Annotated in this window: 21 protein-coding genes; 14 read left to right on the top strand and 7 right to left on the bottom strand. The window is 63.5% G+C overall.

Annotated elements, in window-relative coordinates; translation table 11 throughout:
• Nucleotides 1–3 precede the first annotated feature (3 nt).
• Complete coding sequence (locus XH91_RS17590; RefSeq protein ID WP_128951735.1) at nucleotides 4–1,848, bottom strand: extracellular solute-binding protein; 1,845 nt, start codon at nucleotides 1,846–1,848, stop codon at nucleotides 4–6.
• 259 nt (nucleotides 1,849–2,107) lie between these two features.
• Here XH91_RS17590 and XH91_RS17595 point away from each other — a divergent pair, with 259 nt between their 5' ends.
• Nucleotides 2,108–2,914 (top strand): invasion associated locus B family protein, encoded by an 807-nt coding sequence (locus XH91_RS17595; protein WP_128951736.1) that lies wholly within the window; start codon nucleotides 2,108–2,110, stop codon nucleotides 2,912–2,914.
• 154 nt (nucleotides 2,915–3,068) lie between these two features.
• Here XH91_RS17595 and hspQ read toward each other — a convergent pair whose 3' ends face one another.
• On the bottom strand, nucleotides 3,069–3,401 hold the full coding sequence (gene hspQ, locus XH91_RS17600) for a heat shock protein HspQ (protein ID WP_018317973.1): 333 nt from the start codon (nucleotides 3,399–3,401) through the stop codon (nucleotides 3,069–3,071).
• A gap of 106 nt (nucleotides 3,402–3,507) precedes the next feature.
• Here hspQ and XH91_RS17605 point away from each other — a divergent pair, with 106 nt between their 5' ends.
• On the top strand, nucleotides 3,508–4,461 hold the full coding sequence (locus XH91_RS17605) for an AEC family transporter (protein ID WP_128951737.1): 954 nt from the start codon (nucleotides 3,508–3,510) through the stop codon (nucleotides 4,459–4,461).
• A gap of 16 nt (nucleotides 4,462–4,477) precedes the next feature.
• On the opposite strand, the gene XH91_RS17610 is transcribed toward XH91_RS17605, so the two are convergent.
• Entirely contained in the window at nucleotides 4,478–5,662 is a 1,185-nt protein-coding gene (locus XH91_RS17610; RefSeq protein ID WP_128951738.1) for a UbiH/UbiF family hydroxylase, read from the bottom strand.
• A 140-nt stretch (nucleotides 5,663–5,802) separates the two neighbouring features.
• Between XH91_RS17610 and pcsA the strand changes: the two genes are divergently transcribed.
• From pcsA to XH91_RS17650, 8 genes are all read left to right on the top strand, one after another.
• On the top strand, nucleotides 5,803–6,528 hold the full coding sequence (gene pcsA / locus XH91_RS17615; RefSeq protein WP_245470776.1) for a phosphatidylcholine synthase: 726 nt from the start codon (nucleotides 5,803–5,805) through the stop codon (nucleotides 6,526–6,528).
• Nucleotides 6,525–7,253 (top strand): TerC family protein, encoded by a 729-nt coding sequence (locus XH91_RS17620; protein WP_128951740.1) that lies wholly within the window; start codon nucleotides 6,525–6,527, stop codon nucleotides 7,251–7,253. The genes pcsA and XH91_RS17620 overlap by 4 nt, the downstream gene beginning before the upstream one ends.
• Nucleotides 7,254–7,328: 75 nt before the next feature.
• Complete coding sequence (locus tag XH91_RS17625; RefSeq protein WP_128951741.1) at nucleotides 7,329–8,303, top strand: quinone oxidoreductase family protein; 975 nt, start codon at nucleotides 7,329–7,331, stop codon at nucleotides 8,301–8,303.
• A gap of 408 nt (nucleotides 8,304–8,711) precedes the next feature.
• Nucleotides 8,712–9,089: a hypothetical protein gene (locus XH91_RS17630; RefSeq protein WP_128951742.1), complete on the top strand. Its 378-nt coding sequence runs from the start codon at nucleotides 8,712–8,714 to the stop codon at nucleotides 9,087–9,089.
• On the top strand, nucleotides 9,086–9,349 hold the full coding sequence (locus XH91_RS17635; protein WP_245477136.1) for a DUF5985 family protein: 264 nt from the start codon (nucleotides 9,086–9,088) through the stop codon (nucleotides 9,347–9,349). The genes XH91_RS17630 and XH91_RS17635 overlap by 4 nt, the downstream gene beginning before the upstream one ends.
• The gene (locus XH91_RS17640) at nucleotides 9,346–9,615 is read left to right on the top strand and encodes a DUF5985 family protein (RefSeq protein WP_245477138.1); all 270 of its coding nucleotides are present in this window, start codon (nucleotides 9,346–9,348) and stop codon (nucleotides 9,613–9,615) included. Before XH91_RS17635 ends, XH91_RS17640 begins: the two co-directional genes overlap by 4 nt.
• Before the next feature lie 2 nt (nucleotides 9,616–9,617).
• Nucleotides 9,618–11,903 carry an alpha,alpha-trehalose-phosphate synthase (UDP-forming) gene (locus XH91_RS17645; protein ID WP_128951744.1) on the top strand — a complete coding sequence of 762 codons (2,286 nt, stop codon included), beginning with the start codon at nucleotides 9,618–9,620 and terminating at the stop codon, nucleotides 11,901–11,903.
• Between the two features lie 178 nt (nucleotides 11,904–12,081).
• A complete protein-coding gene (locus tag XH91_RS17650; RefSeq protein ID WP_128951745.1) occupies nucleotides 12,082–12,849 on the top strand; it encodes a Crp/Fnr family transcriptional regulator in 768 nt (255 codons plus the stop codon).
• 81 nt (nucleotides 12,850–12,930) lie between these two features.
• On the opposite strand, the gene XH91_RS17655 is transcribed toward XH91_RS17650, so the two are convergent.
• The 3 genes from XH91_RS17655 to XH91_RS17665 form a co-directional block, all read right to left on the bottom strand.
• Complete coding sequence (locus tag XH91_RS17655; RefSeq protein ID WP_128951746.1) at nucleotides 12,931–14,127, bottom strand: acetylornithine transaminase; 1,197 nt, start codon at nucleotides 14,125–14,127, stop codon at nucleotides 12,931–12,933.
• Nucleotides 14,128–14,398: 271 nt separating this feature from the next.
• Entirely contained in the window at nucleotides 14,399–15,040 is a 642-nt protein-coding gene (locus XH91_RS17660) for a hypothetical protein (protein WP_128951747.1), read from the bottom strand.
• Nucleotides 15,041–15,137: 97 nt separating this feature from the next.
• Nucleotides 15,138–16,286, bottom strand: a complete 1,149-nt coding sequence (locus XH91_RS17665) for a tetratricopeptide repeat protein (protein WP_128951748.1) — start codon at nucleotides 16,284–16,286, stop codon at nucleotides 15,138–15,140.
• Nucleotides 16,287–16,411: 125 nt separating this feature from the next.
• Between XH91_RS17665 and XH91_RS17670 the strand changes: the two genes are divergently transcribed.
• Complete coding sequence (locus XH91_RS17670) at nucleotides 16,412–17,353, top strand: hypothetical protein (RefSeq protein ID WP_128951749.1); 942 nt, start codon at nucleotides 16,412–16,414, stop codon at nucleotides 17,351–17,353.
• A gap of 169 nt (nucleotides 17,354–17,522) precedes the next feature.
• Nucleotides 17,523–18,701: a methyl-accepting chemotaxis protein gene (locus tag XH91_RS17675; RefSeq protein ID WP_245470777.1), complete on the top strand. Its 1,179-nt coding sequence runs from the start codon at nucleotides 17,523–17,525 to the stop codon at nucleotides 18,699–18,701.
• 138 nt (nucleotides 18,702–18,839) lie between these two features.
• Here XH91_RS17675 and rimO read toward each other — a convergent pair whose 3' ends face one another.
• The gene (rimO, locus tag XH91_RS17680; RefSeq protein WP_128951751.1) at nucleotides 18,840–20,165 is read right to left on the bottom strand and encodes a 30S ribosomal protein S12 methylthiotransferase RimO; all 1,326 of its coding nucleotides are present in this window, start codon (nucleotides 20,163–20,165) and stop codon (nucleotides 18,840–18,842) included.
• A gap of 111 nt (nucleotides 20,166–20,276) precedes the next feature.
• Here rimO and XH91_RS17685 point away from each other — a divergent pair, with 111 nt between their 5' ends.
• A complete protein-coding gene (locus tag XH91_RS17685) occupies nucleotides 20,277–20,867 on the top strand; it encodes an ANTAR domain-containing response regulator (protein WP_128951752.1) in 591 nt (196 codons plus the stop codon).
• On the top strand, nucleotides 20,864–22,027 hold the full coding sequence (locus tag XH91_RS17690) for a CmpA/NrtA family ABC transporter substrate-binding protein (protein WP_128951753.1): 1,164 nt from the start codon (nucleotides 20,864–20,866) through the stop codon (nucleotides 22,025–22,027). The genes XH91_RS17685 and XH91_RS17690 overlap by 4 nt, the downstream gene beginning before the upstream one ends.
• The last annotated feature ends 277 nt before the right edge of the window (nucleotides 22,028–22,304 follow it).

Raw genomic sequence — 22,304 nt, forward strand, 5'->3', positions numbered from 1 at the left:
GCGTCACTTCGCTGGACTGGCTTGAGGCTCACCCTTCGACCACCAGGTCTCCGGCAAATAGCCTGAGAGCGCGGTGGCCTGTGGCCGTTCTATCCGATTCCAGCGCGCGATCCATTGCTCGGATACGTTAAACAGGGGGATTGTGTAGAAGCCCGCCATCAAGGCGCGGTCGAGCGCCCGCACGGCGTCGACGAAATCCGTATGATCACGGGCCTCCAGCAGGGCCTTGATCATGGCGTCGACCGCGGGATCCCTCGCGCCCATGTAGTTGCGGGTCCCCGGACTGTCGGCGGCGGCGCTGCCCCAATAGAAATATTGCTCGTTGCCGGGCGACAGCGACTGGTCCCAGCGATTCTGGATCATGTCGAACTCGTAGGACAGCCGTCGCTGGTCGAACTGCACCGGATCGACCGCGCGGACGCTCACGTCGATTCCGGCGCGCTTGAGGTCGCGCTGGAACGCGAGCGCGATGCGCTCCTGGTCCCGGGTCGTCACCAGCATCTCGAACGTGAAGGGGGCTTTTGTCTGGCGGTTGCGCAACACCGTGCCTTCGAGGTCGTAGCCGGCGTCCGTCAGCAGCTTGAGCGCCGCACGCAGCGTCGTCCGGTCGCGCCCCGAGCCATCGGTGACAGGCAGGCGGTAGCTGCCCTCCATGATGTCTTCGGGGATCTGCGCAGCGAACGGCTTCAGCAACTCGCGCTCGTGCGCATCCGCGGGCCGCGCATAGGCCGACAGCTCTGAACCTGCAAAATAGCCGGCGATGCGTGAATACAGCGAAAAGAAGTAATTGCGGTTGACCAGCTCGAAATCGAACAACAGGGTGAGGGCCTGGCGCACGCGGATGTCGGCGAAGATTGGCCGGCGGGTGTTGAACACCAAAAACTCCGAAGGCTGCGGCACGCCCGGCTTGAAGGTGTCGCGGATCACCTCGCCGCTTTTGGCGGCCGGAAAATCATAGCCGTCGTGCCAGCGCAGCGGTTCGTTCTCGACACGGAAATCATAGAGGCCGCGCTTGAACGCTTCGAACTGGCCGTTGGCCTCGCGATAATAGTCGAGCCGGATCTCGTCGAAATTGAACAGCCCACGATTAACAGGGAGATCGCGGCCCCAATAATCGGGATTGCGTGTGAGGGTCACGCTGGCGCCGGGCTTGACCGCGGTGACGCGGTACGGGCCGGAGGCGATCGGCCCCGACAGCGTGGTCTCCTCGAAGGTCGCGACGTCGACGGCGTGCTTGGGCAGGATTGGCATCAGGCCCAGGATGAGCGGCAATTCGCGGTCGTTGGCCCCGGTGAGATCGAAGCGGACGGTGAGGGAATCGGGCGCCTCCGCCTTGGCGACCTTGGAATAGTACTGCCGGAGATTGGGACGGCCGTGGTCGCGCAGAAGCTGCCAGGAGAACAGCACGTCCACGGCGGTCACAGGCTTGCCGTCGGAGAAGCGGGCACGGGGGTCGATGTGGAACGTGACGTAGCTGCGCTCGTCATCGGTCTCGACGGTCTTGGCGAGCAGGCCGTAGAGCGTGAACGGCTCGTCCTGGCCGCGCGCCAGCAGGCTTTCGACCACATAGGCGCGGATCGGCTGCACGGCCAATCCCTTCACGATGAACGGATTGAGGCTGTCGAACGTGCCGAGGATGCCCCAGGTCAGGCGGCCGCCCTTGGGAGCGTCAGGATTGGCATAGGGCATGTGGGTGAAATCGGCCGGCAGCGCCGGCTTGCCGTGCATGGCGATCGCATGCATCTCCTCGGCCTGCCCAGCACCTGCAATCAGGCCGACGCTGAGGATCAAGGCGAGGCTGCAAAGACGCAGGCCGGGCCCCTCGAGCAGGCGCTGGAACATGAACATTCGGACACGTTGATTCGAGGGGCGGCTCGGGAGAATCCTATCACAGGGATTTCACTGGGCGCCCGCCCGGATGTGGTCAAAGACGCTTGTCGGCATTGATCTTTCCGTCGACCACGTTAAGAAGGCACGCAATCGCGCAAGAGCGCCGAGCCCGTCACTTATCTGCCTCAATTGACGGGGAGAGAGCCGCGCCCAAGGCGGCTTGGTTCGGTGCTTCGGAGCGGTCCGGGCACTTCCCGTTCAGAAAGGGTTTTCTGCAATGAATTTCCGTTATTTGGCCGCGTCCGTCCGGCCGCGCGGGCGAGTTCTCGCTCTGTTGACGGCGACGGCACTGGTCATTCCGTTTGCCGCCGAAGCCCAGAACCCCGCACCGGCCCCCAAGGCGAAGGCCGCACCGAAGGCTGCTCCCAAGGCTGCCCCGGCACCCGCGCCGGCTCCCCAGGCCCAGCAGGCCCCGGCACCGCAGGGTGCCCCGGCCGCGCAGGCCCAGCCGGCCGATCAGCAGATCCAGCTGATCTACGCCCCCTGGACCAAGTTCTGCCTCAAGGGCCAGGACGCCAACGCCAAGCAGGTCTGCTTCACCGGCAAGGACGGCCGCATCGAATCAGGCCAGCCGGTCATCGCCGCTGTCATCATCGAGCCGGAAGGCGAGCCGAAGAAGATCCTGCGCGTGACGCTGCCGCTCGGCATGCAGCTCGTGCACGGCACCCGGATCATCGTCGACAACAACCCGCCGCTGCAGAGCCCCTATGTGATCTGCTTCCAGAACGGCTGTATGTCCGACTACGAGGCAACACCGGAACTGATCAACAACCTGAAGAAGGGCCAGAACCTCGTGGTGCAGGCGATCAACGCCAACGGCGCGCCGCTGACCCTGCCGCTGCCGCTTACCGGTGAATTCCAGAAGGCCTATGACGGTCCGCCGACCGATCCGAAGGTGTTCGAGGAAACCCAGAAGAAGCTGCAGGAAGAGCTCCAGAAGAAGGCTGAAGAGCAGCGCAAGAAGCTCGAGCAGCAGGGTGGGGCGCCTGGCGCACCCGGTGCAGCTCCGGCCGCTCAGAAGTAATCGGGCTCAGGTACCGGACATGAAAAAGGCGCCCGATCGGGCGCCTTTTTTGCTGGCCGCGCATTGGTCGACCGTGCCTCGCTGTTGCTTGGAGGGTTCGTCCACCTCTCCGAAGGGAGAGGTGGACCGAGGCGACCGCTCGAGTCTCTTGCGCTCAGTTCAACGAAGGATTGCGCGGGCGGTAGCCGCCATCCTTGTTCTTGATGAAGATCTCGGCCACCTGGGAATGCCGGATCGGCTCGCCGGATTCATCGGGCAAGAGGTTCTGCTCGGAGACATAGGCGACGTACTCGGACTCCGCGTTCTCCGCGAGCAAATGGTAGAACGGCTGATCCTTGTGGGGCCGCACCTCTTCGGGGATCGACAGCCACCACTCCTCGGTGTTGTTGAACTCCGGATCGATGTCGAAGATCACCCCCCGGAACGAGAAGATCCGGTGGCGCACGACCTGTCCGATCTGGAATTTGGCTGTCCGCGCTTTAATCATCCTTCGTCGATAGACCAGGATTGTGGCCGATGCTAGTGGCCTGATTTGGAATTAACCTGCCGTTAAGGGGTGGGTAGCCCCCACATCTTCAGAAAATACTTCATCAATGGCCGATATCCTCAATCTAGCGCTGCCGTATTTCGGCTTGATCTTCGTTGGTTTCGCCTGCGGCAAGGCGAAGTCCCTGCCAGAATCGGGGCTCGCATGGATGAACTTCTTCCTGCTCTACGTGTCGTTGCCGGCGCTGCTGTTTGCCATCATGTCGAAGACGCCGTTCTCGGAGCTGAACAACCCGCCATTCCTGGTAGCGACCACGCTGTCGACGGTGGCGGCGTTCACCATCGCGCTGGTGGTCGGCAAGCTGCTGGGGAAGCTGACCCTGCGTGAGGCGACGCTCGCCGGTCTCTCCGGCGGCTACGGCAATATCGGCTACATGGGTCCGGGGCTGGCGCTCGCCGTACTCGGGTCGAAGGCGGCGGCGCCGACCGCGCTGATCTTCTGCTGCGACAGCATCTTCCTGTTCACGATCGTGCCGCTGCTGATCGAGCTGTCGGACCGCGACCATCCCTCCATCATGCACGCCTTCGGCGTGGTGTTGAAACAGATCGTGCTCAATCCGCTGATCATGTCGGCCTGCTTTGGTGCGGCTGTTGCCGCGCTGCATATCGAGCTGCCGGTCGCGCTCGACCGCACCATTGCCTTCCTTCAGAATGCGGCGGCCCCGACGGCGCTGTTCGTGCTCGGTGTCACCGTGGCGTTGCGGCCGTTCGACCGCGTGCCCTGGGAGGTGCCCGGTGTGATCGCGGTGAAGCTGCTGATCCATCCGCTCGCGGCGTTCGGCCTGATGCTGGCGTTCGGGCCGTTCGCGCAGCCCTGGGCCGCCACGGCGATCCTGATGGCCTCGCTGCCGCCGGCGCTGAACGTGTTCGTGATCGCCCGGCAGAACGATGCCTGGATCGAATCCGCCTCCGTTGCCGTGCTGCTCGGCACGTTCGCGTCGGTGGTCACACTGACCAGCGTGATGTGGCTGCTGCAGACGGGACGGTTGGTGTTTCCGTAAGAGCGACTTGCGCCAATTATCTGCGCCAGGTCGGCGTCAGGCCCTCGCGCATGGCAAAGCGCCTGAGCGGGCCGATGGCACCTAACAGGTGCATGCCGACGGCGCGGACCGGCTGAAGCGGCAGGAAATCGTTGAGCAGCGAGCGATTGGCGATGTCGATCGCAAAGGTCCGGCTCAGAATATCCGGTCGCCGGGCCCGGTCGTAGCGCCTGAGCACCTCGTCCGCGCCGGGGTCCCGTCCTGATGTGATGGCCTCGCCGGCGAGCCGGGCGATGTCGGCCGCATCCCTCAAGCCGAGATTGAGACCCTGGGCCCCGATCGGGGGAACCACATGGGCGGCTTCGCCGACCAGCGCGATCCGGTCGCGCGCGAAGGATTGCGGCCGCTCGATCGCCAGTGGAAACACATTGCGGCCGGGCTCGACCGTCATGCGGCCGAGGATGGAATGCGACTGCTTCTCGATCGCGGCCGAGAGGTCTTCGTCGCTGAGGGCGCGAAGCCGCTCGGCCTCGGCCGGGGCCGAGACCCAGACCACGCTGGAGCGGTTGCCGGGCAGCGGCACGAATACGCACGGGCCATGCGGCGTGTGGAACTCGGTCGACACGTTGCGATGCGGGCGGGCATGACCGACGTTGAAGGTCAGGGCGGTCTGCGTCAGGTCGCGCCGCGTCACCGCAATGCCGGCGGCCTCCCGGCACAGCGAATGCCGGCCATCGGCGCCGACCACGAGCCGGGCTGTCAGGAATTGTCCACCAGCCGTGCGGATGGCGACGTCGTCGGCTTCGATGACAACGCTCTCGGCCTCGTCGTCGTAACGGGTGAGATTGGGCAATTCGGCCGCGCGCGCTTCGAGCGCGAGCATCAGCGAGCGGTTGTCGATATTATAGCCGAACGCATCGAGCGCGATCTCGTGACAGGAGAACCGGACCTCGGGCGCGCGGAACAGCCGTTTGGTGTCGTCGACGAGGCGCATCACCTCGAGCGCCGCCGCCTTGTCCCTGCAGCGAGACCAGACGTCGAGGCTCTCCAGGAGCTCGACGGAGGCACCCAGCAACGCGGTGGTCCTGTTATCGGCATAGGGCAGGCGACGCGCCACCAGCGCGGTGCGCGCTCCCCGCTGCGCCAAGGCGATTGCCGCGGCGAGGCCCGCCGGTCCACCGCCGATGATGCTTGCGTCAAAAGGTGTCGATGCGTCTGTCATGGCACGACATTTGACACGGCTCGCGGCAAATTCAAGCCCACCTATTTTGCCTGGTTTTATGACCGATCGCGCGGCACAACGCCGCGGTGGCGGATGTGCAAACCGGTCCCGTTCTGGTAGCAGAGGCCATGGAAACTCAAATGGACAGCCAAGGGGATTCCCTCAAGCCGACGCCCGTGGTCCGTGCCGCGGCGTTTTCGGTGCACATTTTCACCGCCTTCGGTGCGGCGATCGCGCTGCTCGCGATGCTGGAGGCCGTGCGCGAGCATTGGGCCGCGATGTTCGGCTGGCTGGGTGTCGCCCTGATCATCGACGCCATCGACGGGCCGATCGCGCGCCTGCTCGACGTCAAGACCGTGCAGCCGAACTGGTCCGGCGATGTGCTCGACCTCGTGGTCGACTTCGTCACCTATGTATTCGTGCCCGCCTATGCGATCGTGGCGAGCGGCATGCTGCTGCCGGTGGCGGCGCCTCTGCTTGGCATCGCCATCATCGTCACCAGCGCGCTCTATTTCGCCGACCTGCGCATGAAGGCGGACGACAATCACTTTCGCGGCTTTCCGGCGCTGTGGAACGCGGCCGCGTTCTATTTGTTCCTGCTGCACTGGCCGCCGCTCTCGTCGACCTTGCTGGTCGCGGCGCTGGTGGTGCTGACCTTCGTGCCGTTCCATGTGCTGCATCCGGTTCGCGTCGTGCGGCTGCGCTGGCTGACGATGTCGCTGGTCGTGCTGTGGGGCCTGCTCGGCTTCTACGCGCTGGAGATGGATTTCCGCGCCGGCACCGCCGTGACGATTGCGCTCTGCGCGATCGCGTTGTGGATCGCATTCAGCGATGCGTTGATCCGTCTCGTGAGATCGTTCGGATGATGCACTTGTTGACCAGCCCCGAGGCCTGGGCGGCGCTGCTCACCCTGACCTCGCTCGAGATCGTGCTCGGCATCGACAACGTCATCTTCCTGTCGGTGATCGTGTCGCGCATCCCCGAGCCGCAGGCGCATCGCGCCCGCCAGATCGGGCTGGCGCTGGCGCTGGTCTTCCGCATCATCCTGCTCAGCGTGCTGGTCTGGCTGATCGGCCTGACCGCGCCGGTGTTCTCATTCTCGGGCTACGACTTCTCCTGGCGCGACCTCATCCTGATCGGCGGCGGCCTGTTCCTGATCGCCAAGGCGACGCACGAGATCCACGCCGAGGTCGACGCCGACGATGAGGAGGGCGAGGGCAAGACCGCTCGCAGCGCCTTCTTCTGGGTGATCGTCCAGATCGTCATCATCGACATCGTGTTCTCGCTGGACTCGATCATCACCGCGATCGGCATGGCCCAGGACCTCGAGATCATGATTGCGGCCGTCGTGATCGCCTGCCTGATCATGTACATTTCCTCAGGGCCCGTGGCGCGATTCGTCGCGGAAAATCCGACCACCAAAATGCTGGCTCTGGCATTTCTGGTGCTGATCGGCGTTGCCTTGGTTGCGGACGGCTTCAAATTCCACATTCCGCGCGGCTACATCTATTTCGCAATTGCGTTCTCGGCGGCGGTGGAATTCTTCAACGTGCTGGCCAAGCGCAACCGCAGGAAGGCCGGCAAGCCGTAACCGTTCCAATCCGGGGCGAGTTGACAAGGCGGTCGCGATGTCTTTCGCTGGCTGCTGCGAAGAGGAGGTCAGGTGATGACCAAGGCGGTCCGTGTGCACAAGGTCGGTGGCCCCGAAGCGCTGGTCTATGAAAGCGTCGAGCTGCCGGCGCCCGGACCCGGCGAGGTGCGCATCCGCCAGCACGCGGTCGGCCTGAACTTCATCGACGTCTACTACCGCACCGGCCTCTACAAGGCGCCGGGATTGCCGTTCATCGCCGGCAATGAGGCCTCGGGCGAGGTGGTCGCCGTGGGGTCGGGCGTGACCAATTTTCATCCCGGCGACCGCGTCGCCTACTATCACAATCTCGGCGCGTACACGAGCGAGCGCAATATTCCCTGGGAGAAGCTGGTCAAGCTGCCCGATCACATCACCCACGAGCAGGGTGCCGTGCTGATGCTCAAGGGCCTGACGGTCTGGTATCTCCTGCACAAGACCTTCAAGGTCGAGCCGCATCATCGCGTGCTGATCCATGCCGCTGCCGGCGGCATCGGCCTCCTGGCCTGCCAATGGGCGAGCGCGCTCGGCGCCCACGTCATCGGCACGGTCGGCTCGCGCGAGAAGGCCGAGCTCGCGGAGGCCAATGGCTGCGACCACGTCATCCTCTACAACGAGGAAGATTTCGTCGCGCGCGTCAGGCAGATCAGCCGCAACGAGGGCTGCGACGTCGTCTATGACGGCGTCGGCAAATCGACCTTCCCGGGATCGCTGTCGTGCCTGAAGCCGCGCGGCATGTTCGTGTCCTTCGGCAATGCCTCGGGTCCCGTGCCGCCGTTCTCGATCGCCGAGCTGAACAATCACGGCTCGCTGTTTGCGACGAGGCCGAAGCTCAACGACTATATCGGCACGCGCAAGGAGCTGCTGGAAGGCGCCGATACGCTGTTCTCCGCCGTCATCAACGGCAAGCTGCACGTACCGATCAACCACGCCTATGCGCTGAAGGACGCCGCGAAGGCGCATATCGATCTGGAAAGCCGCAAGACGACCGGGGCTTCGATCTTGAAGCCTTGACCACCGTGCCCAAGCGCGGGAGCGTTGCCTCTTTCTCGGTACGGTATCGGACCGATTGGGCCTTCCGGTGGATTGCGTCCACTCCTTGCCCGCATCAAGTTCACGCGGCGGCCACGATTCGATCGTGATTGTGGCGACGGAGCGATGGCGGTCTGGCGGGGGCAAAATGTCGGAAACTGCAGCGGTCAAGTCCAGACAACCGGAGGCGCACTGCGCAGTCTGCGCGACGCGGACGCCGCACCTGCACGAGCGGCGCGCCGTGGCGGGCCGCATTGTGGTGCGATCGCTCTGTCTTGCGTGCAACACCGAAACGCCCTCAGCCGAAGCCAAGAGCTAGTCGTCGGAACCGTCGATGTCCACGTTCGCGGGATGTCCCCGGTCACGAAATGCATTGCCTGTACTCTCGCTATGGCAGATCAATACGTATCGGACGAATTGCGCAGCTTCATTTTGGAGCGGATCGATTCGGTGGCACAGATCGAGGCGCTTCTTCTCGTTCGATCCGATCCCCAGTCGCAATGGAACGCAGAGCGACTTGCGGAGCGGCTGTACATCAGCAAGACCGAGGCGGCCGACGCGTTGAGTCGGCTTTGCGCTTCCGAACTGCTTTCCCGTGACGATGCCGTCTATCGCCTCGAAGGTGTGCCCGAGCAGAATCGGGTGTTGATCGAGCAACTGCTGGAGGTGTATTCGCGCCATCTCATTCCCGTGACGAACCTCGTCCACTCGAAACCGCGCCGGATCGGCTCCTTCGCGGACGCCTTTAAGTTCCGCAAGGGGGGATGACCGTGTCTTCTTTCATCTACGGTCTGTGCGCGGCGACTTCGGCTGTTTGCGCCGGGATGCTGCTCGGTGCCTACCGCCGGAACAAGTATCGGTTGCTGTTGTGGAGTGGGCTTTGCTTCGTCGGCCTCGCCCTGAACAACGTCATTCTGGTCCTCGACAAGGTGATATTGCCTGACGTCGACCTCTCGTCGCTGCGCTTGCTGGTTGCGCTGATCGCGATGACCGTACTGCTCTACGGGTTGATCTGGGACGTCGAATGATGACGAGCAACTTGTCTGCGGTTCTCTCCGGTGCAGTAGCGATGGCTTCGTTCGCGACGACGCTGTTCTTCGTAAGGTTCTGGCGCCAAACCTCGGACGTCTTCTTCCTGCTGTTCGCCCTGGCGTTCGCGATCGACGCCGTCTCCCGTGCGGCGCTCGGATTGACTCACGTTTCGAACGAGATCGAACCGATGTTCTACCTCCTGAGGCTCGCAATGTTTGCGCTGATCATCGCGGCGATCTCAGTCAAGAACCGGTCGCGCTGAGCATGCCCTTCCGTTTCTGGGATTTCCTGCGATTCGGCGTCTTCGGGGTCGGTGTCGCCTTGATCGTCGCGTTCGGCATCTCCCCATTCGCTGGCGGGATCGTTCAGCAATGGTCGCGCAGCGACGTGGAGACGCGATCAAGGCTCGTCTTCAATGCGATCCAGCCCTTTCTCGATCGCGACATCGAGGATCAATCCTGGGATAGCCTGAACGATCTTTTCGGGAGGGTGGCGCAGGATAAGAAGATCCTGGCGGTCGGCTTCTGCAGTCATACCGGAACACTGATTGCGCCGACTCCGGAAATGCCCGAAAGTTTTCGTTGCGAGAATATCGCAAGGTCCGAAAATGAAAGCTTTTCGGACGTCGCGGCTGGCGGCCGGCGGATTCTCGTGGCGGCATTCCCCGTCAACACGACCAGGGGTCGATCCCATCTCGTGATACTGACCGATTTGAGCTTTGCCAGCGCGCGCTCGAGTCAGGTCTTGGCCTATGTGCTTGCATCGCTCGCCAGCGTCGTGCTGGTTCTGACGGTCGGTACCATCATCTTTGCCGTGTTCATGCTGAGGAGTTGGATGGGTTCGCTTAGGCGGGCGGTCGATGAGGTGCGCCTGGGCACGGCAGGGGCGCATCCTTCGGCCGCGAGCTCGGCCATGGATCGCGAGATCCACAAGCTGCTGCGGCGGACGGAAGACTTCACCTTGGCCCATCAAATCGATTGGACGCCGAAAGCCCTCCAGGAACTACTGCACGGCGCGTTGCCGGGCGCCGAGGTTTTGGTGGTCTCGAACCGTGAGCCCTATATCCACAACCGGCAGGGTGACGAGATCGTCGTGCAGCGGCCGGCCAGCGGCCTCGTCTCCGCTCTCGAGCCTATCATGCGCGCCTGCGGCGGTACCTGGGTTGCGCACGGAAGCGGCTCGGCGGACCGGGAGACGGTCGATGCAAACGGCAGAATAAGGGTTCCGGAGGGGACGCCTGCCTACACGTTGCGTCGCGTCTGGATCTCGGATGCAGAGCAGGACGGCTACTACTACGGTTTCGCCAACGAAGGATTGTGGCCGCTCTGTCACATCGTGTTCGTGCGGCCGTCTTTCCGGGCGGACGATTGGCGGGCATATCGGGAGATAAATCAGCGCTTCGCCGACGCGGTGGTCGCGGAGTCGCGGACCGAGGATCCGGTCGTCCTGGTTCAGGACTATCATTTCGCCCTGGTGCCAAAAATGATCCGTCAACAGCTGCCGAAGGCAACAATCATTGCGTTTTGGCACATCCCCTGGCCCAACGCCGAGACGTTCAGCATCTGTCCCTGGCGAAGGGAAATCATCGAGGGAATGCTGGGCAGCACCATTTTCGGGTTTCACACGCAGTTTCATTGCAACAATTTCGTCGAGTGCGTCGATCGGTTCGTGGAGAGCCGGATCGACCGCGAGGTGCAGGCCGTCAGTCTCGGCGGCCACGAGACCAGGATCCGCGCTTATCCAATTTCGATCGAATGGCCTCCCAGTGCACTCGGAAGCGTGCCGGCGCGTGACAAGTGTCGCGCGGACGTTCTGAAGGACTTCGGCCTCGCCGCGGGAACGAAGCTGATCGTCGGCATTGAGCGGTTTGACTACACCAAGGGCATACCGGACCGCATGAAGGCGATCGACGCGCTTTTGACGCGAGATCCCTCCTGGAAGGGACGGCTCGCATTTATTCAGGTCGCGGCCCCGACGCGGAGCAAGCTCGACACCTATTCAAGTCTGCAGTCCGAAGCGAAAAGCCTCGCGGACGCCATCAATACCCGCCATCGCGACGGGCAGGCGCCCATCCACCTGGTGGCGCGGCACTACGAATCCACTGACGTCTTCAAGCTGTTTCGCGCCGCCGATGTCTGTGTCGTCAGCAGCCTGCACGATGGTATGAACCTCGTCGCCAAGGAATTCGTCAGTTCTCGCGACGACAACGCCGGTGTGCTCGTTCTCTCCAGCTTCACTGGGGCGTCGCGCGAGCTGTCGGAGGCGTTGATCGTCAATCCCTATGACACGGAGGAACTCGCAGCCGCGATCAAGAGGGCGATGACCATGCCTCTGGAAGAGCAGGTCGAACGCATGAAGCTGATGCGACAGCAGGTCAGGGAGAACAATGTCTACCGGTGGGCAGGCACTATGCTGGTCGACGCGGCGCGAAGCCGCACGCGAGAGCGAATTCTCGGTTTGACGGAAACCGGCGAAAGCTCGCGCTCGATGACGCCAGCTGCGCGAACGTCCAGGCCCAAGCCTCCGGCCAGGATCCAGATTGGCGGTTGATGCAAGCGGCCCCGTCTCAGCGATAGTTTTGCCTCGGTTCCACGCGTGGTTGAGGCGCCTGCGCTACTTTGCCACAATGCAGCTCGGTGACCGGAGACTAATTTGCGCAAGGGTCCGCCATTGCTTCGTTGCGGAGGCCATCGTTGTGCCGATTGTGACTTAAGGATTTGTGCGGGACATGTTCGATCCCACCACATCGAAGCCTGTCGGTGGCGCGAATTCGACGCGGCGCACGGTGCAGAATGCGATTTTGGCGACCTTGCCAGAGCAGCAATTTGCATTGTTTCGGCCGCACCTGAGGGCTGTGCCGCTGAAGCTGAACGAGGTTCTCCAGGATGCGTTGCGCTATCCGGATGCTGCTTACTTCATCGAATCAGGCGTTGTTTCTCGCATGGTGCGGACGGCGAGGGATGGTCCTGTCGAAGTGGCGGTTGTCGGGAAGTTCGGCTTTGTCGGCGTGTCCCTGGTGCTGGGAGCGAAGCAAACGATACAGCGAAGCGTCGTCCGCGTTCCTGGCAGCGCCCTGCGCATAGATGCCGACGCGTTTCGCGATATCCTGCAACAGAGTCCGCAAACGCGCGAACACTTGCTCAGATACGTGCAATTATTGCTCGCGTTGAATGCCCAGATCGCCTTGTGCAATGCCAGGCACGATATTTCCGAGCGCGTGGCGCGATGGATGCTCCTCGCCCAGGATCGGATCGGGGGCGACCGCATTCCCGTGACGCACGGACTGATCGCCACGGCTCTCGGCGTCAGGCGGCCGGGGGTGTCGAAAGCTTTGTCGGACCTGGAAGCGAATGGCATCATCACGGGAGGGCGCGGCAGCATTCGCATCCGGGACATGGAAAGGCTCCGCGGACAGGCCTGCGAATGCGAACGAATTCTGAAAGATCGCTTCCGCGTCTTTCGCGACATGCCTCATTACCATCATCGCGTCGTGTAGTGCGGGTTCGACGTCTGAGACCGTGTTGGCCGTCGCACGTTCCGCGCGACAGCCGCCGTAGGCGATGAAGCCATAAAGCCATTACGCCACGCGCCGTGCCGCCCCGACCTTGGTCAAGATCTCGTCGAGACAACAGATCATCTCGGCAATCTCGGCCTTCGTGACGTTCAGCGCCGGCATGAAGCGCAAACTGTCGAGTTGCGGCGCGTTGAGCAGCACGCCGGCCTCGAACGCCTGCGCGACGATGCCGGGCGCGATCGGCAGCTTGAGGTCGAGTGCGAGCAACAGGCCGCGGCCGCGCACGCCGCCGAGGCCATGCCGCGCCGAGACCTTCTGCAGCTCGCTCTCCAGCAGCAGCCCGCTCTCGGTGACCTGCTTCAGGAAGTCCGGCTTGCCGGCCTGTTCGAGCACCGCAAGTCCCGCCGCGCACATCACCGGGTTGCCGTTGAACGTGCCGCCCTGGTCGCCGTGCGCGAAGCAGGAGGCACGTTCGGTCGCGAGCAGCGCCGCGAGCGGCACGCCGCCGCCAATGCCCTTGCCGAGCGTCATGATGTCGGGCGCAATTCCCGCGTGCTCATAATGGAAGAGCTTTCCGGTCCGGCCCATGCCGGTCTGGATCTCGTCGAAAATGAGCAGCAGACCGTGCGCCTCGGTCAGTGCGCGCAGCTCCCGCAGGAACTGGTCGGTCGCGGGCCACACGCCGGACTCACCCTGGATCGGCTCCAGCATCACGGCGACGGTGTTGCCGTTGATCAGTGTCTCGACCGAGGCGATGTCGTTCAGCTTTGCCTTCTTGAAGCCTGATACTTTCGGTTCGAACAGCGGCTCGAACGCCTTCTTGCCCGAGGCCGACATCGTCGCCAGCGTCCGGCCGTGGAAGCCGCCTTCGAAGCTGATGATCTCGAACGCGCCGCCTCTGTGCATACTGCCATATTTGCGCGCGAGCTTGATCGCGCCCTCGTTGGCCTCTGCGCCCGAATTGGCAAAGAACACCTGGTCGAACGCGCTGGTCTCGACGAGTGCCTGTGCGAGCTTGAGGCTCGGCTCGTTGTAGAAGGCCGGGCTCGGCGTCAGCAGCCGCTTGGCCTGTGACGCAAGCGCGTCCACAACAACAGGCGGGGAGTGGCCGAGGCAGTTCACGGCCCAGCCCTGCACGAAATCGAGATAGCGCTTGCGGCTGTCGTCCCAGAGGTATGAGCCGGCGCCGCGGACGAACACGGCTTTTGGCCGTGCAGTGATGTCCATCAGCGCGTCATACGGATGGGTGGCGGTGGTCATGTCGAACTCCTCTTGAGGCATGAAGGTGAGGGCAGGCGAAAAGGGGACGCGAAAACCAAGAAGGCCGCACTTTGCGGGTGCGGCCTTCTCGAAAACTGAAGCTGAATTTACTGGTTCAGCGGCGTCGTCGGACATGGCGCAACCCATCATCGTCGCTGGAGCGACGACGGAAAGCTGCGCGGCGGTTGGTCCGAGAGTTGATCATGGGGCGCGTCCCTACAGCCTGATGGCAGGGTTTGTCAAGCGGGTCGCTTCCGAGCCATCCGGGCGTTCAGGTCAGATGCGCGGCTTCCTCGCTATCCTCGTCCCCCCAGTCGGCATCCGCAATCGCGCTGTCGATCAGCTCGCCGCGCATCAGCTTGAGCGGCGAATTCCAATACAGCGCGATGTTGTGGAGGGGATCGGTCAGCACCTTGAAGCTCCACACCAGTCCTGTGGTGACGCCGCGCGTTGCGAACAGCTGCAGCATGCGCGCCAGTCCTCCGCCGATGCCGATCGCGAGCCAGAGCGCGCCGACATGACGCACGAAATCGAGGCGACCGGCTGGCGGAGCAAACAGTCCGAACAGCGTCGGATAGGCGTAGAGCGCGATCGGCGCGCTGCCCCACACGAGCAAGAGCACGATCTTGCGCGTCTGGTTGTAGCCGACCTTCACCGCTTCCTTGTATTCGTTGCTGACGTCGTTGACCGCGTCGTAGCCGTTCGGCTCGAAGAAGAAATGCCCGGTCTGCCGCGTCAGCATCGCGAGCCAGCCGACCAATCCGGCGAGCGCCGGATCCCTGAACAGCAGCGCATAGCAGGCCAGGAAGATGATCGCGCTGAACAGGTGCAGCGTCTGGTTGACGGTGCTCTGGTGGTAGAAGCGGTAATCGTCGAAGCGCTGCGTGCGCAGCATGTCCGGGAGGCGGCTCATCAATCATCCTCACTCGCGTTGAAAGCGCGCGAGGATTAGGACGAGTCCGTGACCTCTGCGTGAATGCACTATAGTGTCACATTCGCGCGCGAGACGATCACTCGGCGCCGTAACGTGCGAACTCCTCGGCGATGGCGGCATTGATCGCCTTCGCGGCAGCGATGTCGCGCGCGGCGCCTTCAGTGTCGCCCTTCTTTCGCTTCGCGAGCCCGCGGCCGTAGAGCGAGGAGTCGAGCTTCGGCTTTGCGTTCAGGGCGGTGTCGTAGTCGGCAATCGCCGCGTCGAGATTGCCGAGCTTCAAATAGGTGAGGGCACGGCTGTCCAGCGTGTAGGGATCGTCCGGTCGCATCCGCAGCGATTGCTCGCAATCGGCCAGCGCGTCCTGCAGCCGACCGAGGATCGCGCGCGTCATGCAGCGCGAATTGAACACGCCGGCATAGCTCGCATTGGCCTCAAGCGCGTGATCGTAATCCGCAAGCGCCTGCACATAATCATGCGCGTCGAAATGCATGTTCGCGCGCGCATAGAGATCGCGGTCGTTGTTCGGGTTGAGCTCGATCGACTTGGCAAAATCGGCGAACGCGCGATCGCGATCGCCGCGGTCGCGAAAGATGCGCGCACGGTTGCCGTAAGCGGGGCCATAGCTCGGATCGAGCTTGATCGACAAGTCGAGATCGGCCAGCGCACGGTCGGCCTCGCCATGTTCGCGATAGGCCGTGCCCCGGTTGTAAAGGGCGAGCGCGAATTTCGGATCGAGCTTGATCGCCTTGTTGTAATCGGCGAGCGCGCGCTCGTAGTCGTCCTTGCCGATGTAGGAATTGCCGCGATTGTTGTAGTACCACGCGTCATCGGGAACGAGCTTGATCGCGCGCGTGTAGTCCATGATGGCGTGGTCGCGGTCGCCGAGATCGTCATGGACGATGCCGCGATTGAACCACGCGGCGGCATCCGTCTCGTCGAGATCGATCGCGCGGTTGAGATCGGCCAGGGCGCGCTCGGTCTCGCCCTTGCGCCGAAGCATCTCGCCGCGATTGGCGAGCGCGATCGCATTCGACGGATTGGCCTTCAGCACGACCGAGCAACCGGCGAGCCGCTGGTCGTCATTGACCTTGTCGGAACCGAAGCACCATTGCCGCGCCTGCGCCATTGGTGGGGATTGCGCCGCGGCCGGAAACGTGAGCAGGGTCAATGCGGCGGCTAGCGCGCGCAGCGCTGGCCGGATATCGATCTTGTGATTGCGTGTCATTTGTTTGCTGCGCAGAAACCTATAAGCCTCTAGCGCGTTTGTGATCTCGGAGCGCGAATTGGTTCGAACCGGAGTTCAGCCGGGACAGACCAAGGGGGACGGGACCATCAAGATAGATTTCAGCCTTGTCCGACACGCCTTATCCGATCGACCTCGACAGCATTCGCGGCGCATTCCCACCGGGCATCGAGGCGCCGCCTTTGCTGCTGGATTTTGCCGGCTGGCTGAACGGCCGGCCCTGGGGCAGCGTCGGCTGCTTCTCGCTGCAAGGCCAGTTCTCCGATCAGGCCCCGATCTTCGACGGCAGCCCCTTGCGCGACCGCTTCGCGCTGTTCATGCGGCTGCCTGATGGTTCGGCCGTCGGCGGCTGGTATGGCGCCGGTCTCGATCGTGACGATCCCCCGATTGTGGGTCTGGGCTCGGAGGGCGATTACGAGTTGCTCGCGCCGTCCCTCGATGCGCTGCTGACAAAACTGACGTCGCAGCAATTCGACAAGGCCTGGCACGATTTGCGGCCGCATGACGAGGTCGAGCCGCAGACCGTCGAGCTTGCGCAATGGCTTGCCCGACGCCCGGCCGGCGAACCTGTCGCCTGTGACGACGGGGAGCTGCCTGACTTCCGCGGCTTCGTCGAAAAGTGGAGCCGGGACCGGGAGGAATATTGGGCCAATCATCGCCTGATGGCCGAACTCGGCTGGCGGCTGGCCGCGCATCTGCCCAAGGGCAAGAACGCCTGGGACAAGACGCATTTCGAGGTCGCGATATCAGGCAAGCAATATGAGGCGCGCGTGCTGTCGCGCGGACCGCAGCCGTTCGAGGAGGCCGCCTCGATCGAATCCCTGCTGCGCGATTTGCGCGAGGAGATGCGGAAGGCGCAGCCCGAGCTTGGCCTGTGGTATGCGATGAAATTCGGCCTCTATGCCGACGGCCGCGTCATGCCGAGTTTCGAATATGACATGCGCCCGACCATCGGCGGTGAGCCGGCGCTGCTCGCTGAGGCCAAGGCCGATCTCGCCCGCGCCCCGCGTCCGGAGCGCTGGGTGCCGAAATGGCTGGCAGCTGGCTGATCTCGCCCCGAACGGCACGCAACCCTTAAGTGTTTGGTTAATGATTTCTTGCTAATCATTGCGCCGCTTCGAACGGGGGGAGCGGATGAGATTCCTTGGGCGACGGACGAGTCAGGATCGCGATAGTCAGATCCGGCAAGCAGTCTTCGAACGTTCTGTTGATGCGATCATGGTGCTGGCGGGGCCCAAGATCATCGCCTGTAACGAGGCGGCGGTCAGGTTTGGCGGTTATCGCAGCAAGGCCGATCTGCTGTCCCGGTCGCCGGCCGATATGGCTCCCGAATTCCAGGCGGACGGCCGTCGCTCGTCGGACTGCGTCAAGGAGACACTTGCGCGAGCGATGACGGAGGGCCACGCCCGCTTCGAATGGATCACGCGCCGGGCGGATGGTCAGATGGTCCCGGTGCAGGTCACACTCGTTCCCGCGGAGATCGACGGCCAGCCCGTCGTCATCAGCTTTCGCCGCGATTTATCGGAGCTGATTGCCGCGCGGGAAGAGAAGAAACGCGCGATCGCCAAACTCGCCGGCGAATTCGAGGAAACCATCGGCTCCATCGCCAACGCCGTGTCGTCGGCTGCCAAGGACGTGGAGGCGACGGCCGGCTCGCTCAGCTCGACCGCCGAGAACGCCGCGCAACGCGTCTCGACAGTCGCCGCTGCTTCGTCCGAAGCATCCGCCAACGTCCAGTCAGTCGCGGGCGCGACCGAAGAGCTGTCGAGCTCCGTTGCCGAGATCAACCGTCAGGTCACGACCTCATCAAGCATTGCCGGCGAGGCGGTGCAGGCATCTGCGCGCACCAATGATCTCGTGAGGAGCCTGTCGGAAGCCGCAGCCAGGATCGGTGCGGTCACCGAAATGATCAATGCGATCGCGAGCCAGACTAATCTTCTGGCCTTGAACGCCACGATCGAGGCAGCGCGAGCCGGCGATGCCGGGCGCGGTTTCGCCGTCGTTGCCGCCGAAGTCAAAAGCCTATCGAGCCAGACTGCCAAGGCCACAGAAGAGATCAGCGCTCACATCAGTGCCATGCAGCGGGCGACCGACGATACCGTGGCCGCGATCCAGGGGGTCGGCACGACGATCGGACAGATCAGCGACATTGCCAAGACGATTGCCGTTGCTGTCGATCAGCAAGGACATGCGACCCAGGAGATCGCGCGCTCGGTCAGTCAGGCCGCCAAGGGCACCAGCGAGGTCGCCAGCAACATCAATGCCGTGACGCAGACGATCGACGCCGCCGGCGCATCCGCCACCAACATGCATGGCGCGGCGGGCCAGTTGTCGCGCCATGCCGATGCGTTGCGCGACAAGGTGTCCGGTTTCCTGAAGGCCGTGCGCGCCGCATAGCGCGCGGCGATCTCGACGACCCGCAACGGTCGGCGGCCAGGCGGTCTCGATGGCGGGATCGCCCCCATATCGTCGTTGCGACCGCAGAGCTGACGGGGATGGAGCGTTCATCGCCGCACCGGCAATGACGGCGTACCTTCAAAATCCCGCGACGCTTCCGTGCAGATCGTATTGATCTGCGTGCTCGATCTTCGCGGTGACGATCTCGCCGACGCGCAACGGCCGGCGGCTCGACAGATACACCGCGCCGTCGATCTCGGGCGCATCGGCCTTGGAGCGGCCCTTGGCCACCGTCGGCCCGACCTCGTCGATGATGATCTGCTGGCGCGTGCCGACCTTGCGCTTCAGCCGGCGCGCCGAGATCTTCTGCTGACGCGCCATCAGGGCGTTGTAGCGCTCCTGCTTGACCTCTTCCGGCACGGGATTGGCGATCGCATTCGACGTCGCGCCCGCAACCGGTTCGTATTTGAAGCAGCCGAGCCGATCGATCTCGGCTTCATCCAGCCAGTCGAGCAGATAGGCGAAGTCGGCATCGGTCTCGCCCGGGAAGCCGACGATGAAGGTCGAGCGCAGCGCAAGATCGGGACATTCCTCGCGCCAGCGCTTGATGCGCGCTAGCGTCTTGTCCTGCGCGGCCGGGCGCTTCATCGCCTTCAGCACCTCGGGGCTTGCATGCTGGAACGGGATGTCGAGATAGGGCAGCACCTTGCCCTCATTCATCAGCGCGATGACCTCGTCGACATGCGGGTAGGGGTAGACATATTGCAGGCGGACCCAGGCGCCGAGCTCGCCGAGCTCGCGCGCGAGATCGAGGAATTTGGCGCGAACCTGGCGGTCCTTCCACGGGCTCTCGGCATATTTGAGATCGACGCCGTAAGCCGAGGTGTCCTGCGAGATCACCAGCAACTCCTTGACGCCGGCGCCGACCAGCCGCTCGGCTTCGCGCAGCACATCATTGGCCGGACGCGAGACCAGGTCGCCGCGCAGTTTTGGAATGATGCAGAAGGTGCAGCGGTTGTTGCAGCCCTCGGAAATCTTCAGGTACGCGTAGTGACGCGGCGTCAGCTTGATGCCCTGCGGCGGCACCAGGTCGAGATGTGGATTATGCGCCGGCGGCAGCGCGCGGTGCACGGCATCGAGCACGCTCTCATATTGCTGCGGGCCTGATATGGAGAGCACGCCGGGATAGGCTTCCTCGATCTGCTCGGGCTCAGCACCCATGCAGCCCGTGACGATGACCTTGCCGTTCTCGGCCATGGCCTCGCCGATCGCCGAGAGCGATTCCTGCTTGGCGCTGTCGAGGAAGCCACAGGTGTTGACGATGACGATGTCGGCCCCGTCATGCTTGCGCGCGAGCTCATAGCCCTCCGCGCGCAGGCGCGTGATGATGCGCTCGGAATCCACCAATGCCTTGGGACACCCGAGCGACACGAAGCTGACCTTGGGCGCAGCCGTCTGATTCATATCCAAATCTGCCTGATTGACAGGCTTGAGCTAGTCCCAATTGCCCATAATTACAACCCTTTGCATGGCCCTCCGGCATGCTATGGATGAATCGCCTGCCGTGAGTGAGCCATGAGCGCCGAACAGTCGCCCAAAATCGTGATCGTTGACGAGAGCCCGGTCAGGGCCGCGATCCTCGAGGAGGGCTTGCGGGAGGCCGGATTCACCCAAGTGGTCCATATCCGCGAGATGCAGAGCCTGCTGGCCCGTATTTATGCGGTGGACCCCGACATCATCCTGATCGATCTGGAAAACCCCAGCCGCGACGTGTTGGAGGCGATGTTTCAGGTCAGCCGTGCGGTGAAGCGTCCCATCGCGATGTTCGTCGACCAGAGCGATTCCGCCTCGATCCAGGCCTCCGTGGAAGCGGGGGTGTCCGCCTACATCGTCGACGGGCTGAAGAAGGAGCGCATCAAGCCGATCCTCGACCTCTGCGTGTCGCGCTTCAACGCCTTCGCAAAACTCCAGGAGGAGCTGGAGCGGACCAAGTCGCAGCTCGAGGATCGCAAGATCATCGAGAAAGCCAAGGGCATCCTGATGAAGGTCAAGGGCCTCACCGAGGACGAGGCCTACGTGCTGCTGCGCTCCACCGCCATGCGCGAGAAGAAGAAAATCGGCGAGATCGCCCAGTCGATCATCACCGCGTCGGAGATGCTGAAATGACCGCACCCCTTCGCATCGGATTCATCCCGCTGGTCGATGCCGCCGCGCTGATCGTTGCCGTCGACAAGGGCTTTACGGCCGCCGAGGGGCTCGAGGTCGAGCTGGTGCGCGAGGTCTCCTGGTCGAACGTCCGCGACAAGCTCAACATCGGCCTGTTCGATGCCGCGCATCTGCTGGCGCCGGTGGCGATCGCGTCCTCGCTCGGGCTCGGCCACATCAAGGTGCCGATCGCGGCGCCCTTCAATCTCGGCATCAATGGCAATGCGATCACGGTCTCGCCGGTGCTGTATGCCGCGCTGATGGAGCAGATCGACGGCGACCGCTTCGATCCGATGGCCACTGCAAAGGCGCTGGCGAAGGTGGTCGCCATCAGGCGCAAGGCTGGCGCCGATCCGCTGACCTTCGGCATGACCTTTCCGTTCTCGACCCACAATTACCAGCTGCGGTTCTGGATGGCGGCGGCCGGTGTCGATCCCGACGAGGACGTGCGCCTCGTCGTGCTGCCACCGCCTTTCATGGTCGACAGCCTCCGAAGCGGCCATGTCGATGCCTTCTGCGTCGGTGCGCCCTGGAATTCGATCGCCGTCGATCTCGGCATCGGCCATATCCTGCACTTCGTTTCCGACATTCTCGAGCGCGCGGCGGAGAAGGTGCTGGCTGTGCGGCAGGTCTGGGCCGACAAGCATCCGGACGTGGTCGCGGCGCTGGTGCGGGCGGCCGTGAAGGCCGCAGAGTTCATCGAGGGGCCCGCCAACCTCGACGAGGCCACACGGATCCTGGCGCAGCCGGAGCGGATCGGTGTCGATCCTGAAGTAATCCAGCGGTCGCTCACCGGACGGCTGAAGATCTCGCCCGATGGCACGGCGCGCGAGAGCGGCCGCTATCTCCTGGTCGGACGTGAGGGGGCAGGGCGCCCGGACCCGGTCCAGGCTGCCTGGCTCTACGCGCAGATGGTGCGCTGGGGACAGACGCCGCTCAGCCCGGAGGCTGTGAAGACCGCCATGGCCGTGTTCCGGCCAGATCTCTACGACGCCGCCCTCGGCCGGAGCGGAGATGGTCAGCCCGGCGCGCCTTTCAGCGCCTTTGCCGGCCCCGCCTTTGACGTCGGCGATCTCGCTGGCTATCTCGCCTCGTTTGAGGTCGGACGGCGCGCCTTCTAAAGGCTTGCACAAAACTTAATCATGGCGATTCGAAGCTTAAACTTTGGGCTATTGCTGCCCGAAGCAGCATGAACCATGGTCCACTTCATGCGCTGCACACAAATCTAAATTACTGATTTCACGGCATTTTGCAGCGTATGCTGCGTTGGCACACTCCTTGAATAGGTAGGCCCAAGCCGCCCGGCGTGGGCGCCGGCGGCTCCAAGTCCATGGTGGATTTCCGCAGCAACGAGGCTGATCGGATCGCCCAGGGTTCCGGCCAAGGCGCGTGCCTGTA

Source organism: Bradyrhizobium guangzhouense, assembly GCF_004114955.1.
GTDB lineage: Bacteria > Pseudomonadota > Alphaproteobacteria > Rhizobiales > Xanthobacteraceae > Bradyrhizobium > Bradyrhizobium guangzhouense.

Coding starts and splice junctions, on each gene's coding strand:
- XH91_RS17590 (WP_128951735.1), bottom strand. CDS start 1,848: ATGTTCATGTTCCAGCGCCTGCTCGAGGGGCCCGGCCTGCGTCTTTGC.
- XH91_RS17595 (WP_128951736.1), top strand. CDS start 2,108: ATGAATTTCCGTTATTTGGCCGCGTCCGTCCGGCCGCGCGGGCGAGTT.
- hspQ (WP_018317973.1), bottom strand. CDS start 3,401: ATGATTAAAGCGCGGACAGCCAAATTCCAGATCGGACAGGTCGTGCGC.
- XH91_RS17605 (WP_128951737.1), top strand. CDS start 3,508: ATGGCCGATATCCTCAATCTAGCGCTGCCGTATTTCGGCTTGATCTTC.
- XH91_RS17610 (WP_128951738.1), bottom strand. CDS start 5,662: ATGACAGACGCATCGACACCTTTTGACGCAAGCATCATCGGCGGTGGA.
- pcsA (WP_245470776.1), top strand. CDS start 5,803: ATGGACAGCCAAGGGGATTCCCTCAAGCCGACGCCCGTGGTCCGTGCC.
- XH91_RS17620 (WP_128951740.1), top strand. CDS start 6,525: ATGATGCACTTGTTGACCAGCCCCGAGGCCTGGGCGGCGCTGCTCACC.
- XH91_RS17625 (WP_128951741.1), top strand. CDS start 7,329: ATGACCAAGGCGGTCCGTGTGCACAAGGTCGGTGGCCCCGAAGCGCTG.
- XH91_RS17630 (WP_128951742.1), top strand. CDS start 8,712: ATGGCAGATCAATACGTATCGGACGAATTGCGCAGCTTCATTTTGGAG.
- XH91_RS17635 (WP_245477136.1), top strand. CDS start 9,086: ATGACCGTGTCTTCTTTCATCTACGGTCTGTGCGCGGCGACTTCGGCT.
- XH91_RS17640 (WP_245477138.1), top strand. CDS start 9,346: ATGATGACGAGCAACTTGTCTGCGGTTCTCTCCGGTGCAGTAGCGATG.
- XH91_RS17645 (WP_128951744.1), top strand. CDS start 9,618: ATGCCCTTCCGTTTCTGGGATTTCCTGCGATTCGGCGTCTTCGGGGTC.
- XH91_RS17650 (WP_128951745.1), top strand. CDS start 12,082: ATGTTCGATCCCACCACATCGAAGCCTGTCGGTGGCGCGAATTCGACG.
- XH91_RS17655 (WP_128951746.1), bottom strand. CDS start 14,127: ATGACCACCGCCACCCATCCGTATGACGCGCTGATGGACATCACTGCA.
- XH91_RS17660 (WP_128951747.1), bottom strand. CDS start 15,040: ATGAGCCGCCTCCCGGACATGCTGCGCACGCAGCGCTTCGACGATTAC.
- XH91_RS17665 (WP_128951748.1), bottom strand. CDS start 16,286: ATGACACGCAATCACAAGATCGATATCCGGCCAGCGCTGCGCGCGCTA.
- XH91_RS17675 (WP_245470777.1), top strand. CDS start 17,523: ATGGTGCTGGCGGGGCCCAAGATCATCGCCTGTAACGAGGCGGCGGTC.
- rimO (WP_128951751.1), bottom strand. CDS start 20,165: ATGAATCAGACGGCTGCGCCCAAGGTCAGCTTCGTGTCGCTCGGGTGT.
- XH91_RS17685 (WP_128951752.1), top strand. CDS start 20,277: ATGAGCGCCGAACAGTCGCCCAAAATCGTGATCGTTGACGAGAGCCCG.
- XH91_RS17690 (WP_128951753.1), top strand. CDS start 20,864: ATGACCGCACCCCTTCGCATCGGATTCATCCCGCTGGTCGATGCCGCC.